Origin of the sequence: uncultured Anaerococcus sp., assembly GCF_963510575.1 — a bacterium.
GTDB lineage: Bacteria > Bacillota > Clostridia > Tissierellales > Peptoniphilaceae > Anaerococcus.
On sequence record NZ_CAUPFR010000127.1, the window covers coordinates 1 to 4,257 of the forward strand.

Genomic DNA, 4,257 nt, shown 5'->3' on the forward strand with positions numbered 1-4,257 from the left:
TACAACAGCTGCCTTTGGACGAAGGCCAGAAACTCTGCATTTGATATCTAAAAACTTCTCCGCACCAAGATCTGCCCCAAAACCTGCTTCTGTTATTACATAGTCAGAATATTTGAGGGCTGTTTTTGTTGCAATAACTGAGTTGCAACCGTGGGCAATATTGGCAAATGGACCTCCGTGGATGATTGCTGGGTTGTTTTCCAAAGATTGAACTAGGTTTGGATTCATGGCATCTTTAAGGATGGCTACAACTACACCTTCAACGCCCAAATCTTTTGCAAAAATAGGTTTGTCATCTTGGTTATAACCTACCATTATATCACCAATTCTTGATCTTAGGTCTTCTAAGTCTTCTGCAAGACATAGGATAGCCATAATTTCACTTGCAACTGTAATATCAAATGAAGAATCCCTCTCGTCCTTGCCATTGGCGTTGATTTTTATCCTTCTAAGGGCCCTTTCATTCATATCCATGACATAGTTAAACATTACTTTTTTAAAGCCAAGTTCATTGCCTTGGAAAATATGGTTATTAATTAGGGCCATAATCGCATTGTGGGCAGATGTGATGGCGTGAAAGTCACCATTAAAATGTAGATTTATCTCATCCATTGGCACAACTTGGGCGAAGCCACCACCTGTTGCCCCGCCTTTTCTACCTAAAACTGGTCCAAAAGATGGTTCCCTAAGGGCAACTGTAGACTTTTTGCCGATTTTATTTAAACCATCAGATAGGCCTACAGTTACAGTTGATTTTCCTTCCCCAGATGAGGTTGGGTTTATAGATGTGACTAAAACAAGATTGTCAGATAAGTTATCAAAATTTTCTCTTTTTATCTTTGCCTTGTAGTCACCATATTTTATTAATTTATCGGCTGAAATGCCAATCTTTGCTGCAACGTCTTCTATTTTTTGTTTTTTTGCTTGTAAAGATATTTCGTAATCAGTCTTCATTTTCCCTCACTTTAATGATAAATGTCCGATGTCTTTCCTACAGAAAAGATTATCGCACTTAATTTTTTCAACGTCCTTATAGGCGGCTTCTCTCGCTTCTGCCAACGTTTCTCCTTCTTGACACACGATTAAAACCCTACCGCCATTTGTAAGAATCTTTCCATCACTTTCCTTTGTACCCATATGGAAAACTTTTGAATCAAGACCGTCAAGACCTGTAATTTCAAAACCTTTTTCATAAGATTCTGGATAACCCTTTGAAGCAAGGACAACACCTATATAGGACCTATCCTTCCACTTAATTTCCATTTCCCTACCGTCAAGGACTGCCTGAGCCAAGTCGTAAAGGGAAGTTTCCATAGATAAAAGGATAATTTCTGTCTCAGGATCTCCAAAACGAACGTTGTATTCTATGGTTTTTATCCCGTCCTTGGTTTTCATAAGGCCAGAAAATAAAATCCCCTTAAATGGTCGGCCTTCCTTAATCATAGCCACAGCAGTTGGTCTAACAACCTTTTCTAGGGCTTCTTCAATATCAGCATCGCTTATGTGTTTAATTGGCATATAAACGCCCATACCGCCAGTGTTTAGGCCTTGGTCATTGTCAAAGGCTCTCTTGTGGTCTTGGACAACCTTCATCGGCATAACCTTATCGCCTGATACAAAGGCTAGAAGGGAAAATTCTTCCCCCTCGAGAAATTCTTCTATAACAACAGATGCACCTGCTTGTGCAAATTTCTGGTCAACCATAATCTCTTTTAGGGCTTCTCTTCCCTCTTCAAGATTTTGGGCAATTATTACTCCCTTACCTGCAGCTATTCCATCAGCCTTAATTACAAGTGGAAAAGTAGATTTTTCAACATAGGCTAAAGCTTTTTGGTAATCTGTAAAAGTTTCGTAGGATGCTGTTGGTATGTCATATTTTTTCATCAAATCTTTGGCAAAGGCCTTTGAACCTTCAAGGACAGCAGCTTTTTTGTTTGGACCAAAAACTCTAATATTTTCTTTTTCCAAAAGGTCAACAATACCGTCAACCAAAAAGGCTTCTGGGCCTACAAAGACCAGGTCAATTGCCTTTTCCTTACAAAAAGCTGGAAGTTCTCCGACTTCGCAAGTGATACATGTTCCAAACTGGGCCACGCCAGGATTTTCTCCCAGCATAAATATTTCGTGGCCTTCCCTATATAATTTATCAGAAATGGCATGCTCCCTGCCGCCATTTCCTACTACTAATACCCTTGCCATATTAATGTTTAAAGTGACGCATGCCGGTAAATACCATAGCTATGCCGTTTTCGTTACAAGCATCGATTGATTCTTGGTCTCTTATTGATCCGCCTGGTTGGATGATAGCCTTGATGTCGTGTCCCGCTGCCTCATCAACACTGTCCCTGAATGGGAAAAAGGCGTCTGATGCAAGAACAGCTCCCTTTGCCTTGTCACCTGCTTGTTTAAAGGCAATTTCAGCTGCACCGACCCTATTCATTTGACCAGCACCAACACCTACAGTTTGACCGTCCTTGGCAAGTAAGATTGCATTTGATTTGACGTGTTTTACAATCTTGTAGGCAAATTCTAGGTCCTTTAGGTCTTCCTCGCTGACCTTTGTCTCTGTAACTGTTTCTAGCTTTTCAAAAACCTTGTCATCGTAGTCTTGGACAAGAATTCCGCCCCTTACAGATTTTATTAATTTAGGATTTTTATTAGTTTTCTTTGGAATCTTGTAAATTCTAACGTTTTTCTTCTTTTCTAAGATCTCTAAAGCTTCGTCTTCGTAGTCGTAAGCAAGGATAATTTCTAGGAAAATTTCGTGCATTTTTTCTGCAGTTTGCTTATCAACTGTGCCGTTAATTGCAACAATGCCGCCAAAGATTGAAACTGGGTCTGCTTCAAAGGCACGCTCCCAAGCTTCAAAAACAGTCTTACCTGTAGCTACCCCACATGGATTCATATGTTTTAGGCCAACACAAACAGTCTCGTCAAATTCTTGCAAGATATCAAGGGCGGCTGAGGCGTCTTGGATATTGTTGTAAGACATTTTCTTGCCATGTAATTGAACGCAGTCTTGAAGGGCATAAGAAACTTCCTCGTCTGAAACATAGAAGGCTGCCTTTTGATGAGGATTTTCCCCATACCTTAATTCGTCTTCAAGCCTAAATGTTAAATTCAAAGTTTCTTCACTACCATTTATTTTATTAAAGTAAGAAGCGATTAGGAAATCGTATTGGGCAGTTTTGTTGAAAACTTTTCCTGCAAGTCTTTGTCTTGTTTCTAGGCTTGTCTCGCCCTTTTCTTCTAATTCCCTAAGTATAGTTTCATAATCATTTTTGTCTGTAACCACTGTTACAAATTTATAATTTTTGGCAGCTGACCTAAGCATAGAAGGGCCACCGATGTCGATGTTTTCAATAATTTCATCATGGCTAACCCCTTCTTTTGCAAGAGTTTCTGCAAAAGGATAGAGGTTAACGCAAATTAGGTCTATATAGCCGATTTCATTAGCCTTAAGCTCTGCAATATGGCTATGATCATCCCTTTTTGAGAGAAGACCGCCATGAACTTTTGGATGGAGGGTCTTGACCCTGCCTTCTAAAATTTCTGGAAATCCTGTGTAGTCTTCTATAGAAATGCAATCAACTCCAGCATTTCTTAGGTGGTTTAAAGTACCACCTGTAGAAATTATTTCAAAACCATTTGCCACAAGACCCTTGGCAAAATCTGCCACACCGGCCTTATCGCTCACACTTATTAAAGCTCTTTTCATTTTTCCCCCTTTAGGATTTCTACTCCTGTTTGTATGTAAAGCCTATGTTCAAGTTCATGAACCTGACTTTCTATCTCATCTAAAGATTTATTATAATCAACCTTAAACTTATCTTGGGCGAGGATTTGACCACCGTCGATTTCCTCATTTACATAATGGATAGTAACTCCTATGTAGTCTTCCCTTGCTTCGTAGGCCCTTTTGATAGACTCAATGCCCTTGTATTTTGGAAGGAGGGAAGGGTGGATATTTACCACCTTGCCCTTATAATTTTCTAGAAAATCTTTCGATAAAATCCTCATATAGCCTGCTAGGAAAATATAATCAAGGTCTTTGACTTTTTCTAAGATTTCTTTTTCATAAGCAGCCTTATTTTCATAGTCCTTTGGATTAAAAACAAAGGTCTTAATATTTTTATCTTCTGCTTTTTTTATCACCTTAGCACCAGGTTTATCACAAACCATTATTTCAATATCTGCAAGATTTTTTATTTGATCTGAACTTGCCAAGGCCTCAAAATTTGTACCTGTGCCTGAGGC

General features: G+C 39.2%; 4 protein-coding genes. All 4 read right to left on the reverse strand.

The window, feature by feature from the left end:
- A partial coding sequence (locus RQ907_RS07870) for a formate--tetrahydrofolate ligase (protein ID WP_311492824.1) occupies positions 1 to 954 on the reverse strand: 954 nt, incomplete at its 3' end.
- Between the two features lie 6 nt (positions 955 to 960).
- Positions 961 to 2,199 (reverse strand): phosphoribosylamine--glycine ligase, encoded by a 1,239-nt coding sequence (gene purD / locus RQ907_RS07875; protein ID WP_311492825.1) that lies wholly within the window; start codon positions 2,197 to 2,199, stop codon positions 961 to 963.
- Position 2,200: 1 nt separating this feature from the next.
- Positions 2,201 to 3,718, reverse strand: coding sequence for a bifunctional phosphoribosylaminoimidazolecarboxamide formyltransferase/IMP cyclohydrolase (purH, locus tag RQ907_RS07880; protein ID WP_311492826.1), 1,518 nt, complete (start codon positions 3,716 to 3,718; stop codon positions 2,201 to 2,203).
- Positions 3,715 to 4,257 (reverse strand): phosphoribosylglycinamide formyltransferase (gene purN, locus RQ907_RS07885; protein WP_311492827.1); only part of this gene is annotated, 543 nt, incomplete at its 5' end. The genes purH and purN, both read right to left, overlap by 4 nt.

Coding starts and splice junctions, on each gene's coding strand:
- purD (WP_311492825.1), bottom strand. CDS start 2,199: ATGGCAAGGGTATTAGTAGTAGGAAATGGCGGCAGGGAGCATGCCATT.
- purH (WP_311492826.1), bottom strand. CDS start 3,718: ATGAAAAGAGCTTTAATAAGTGTGAGCGATAAGGCCGGTGTGGCAGAT.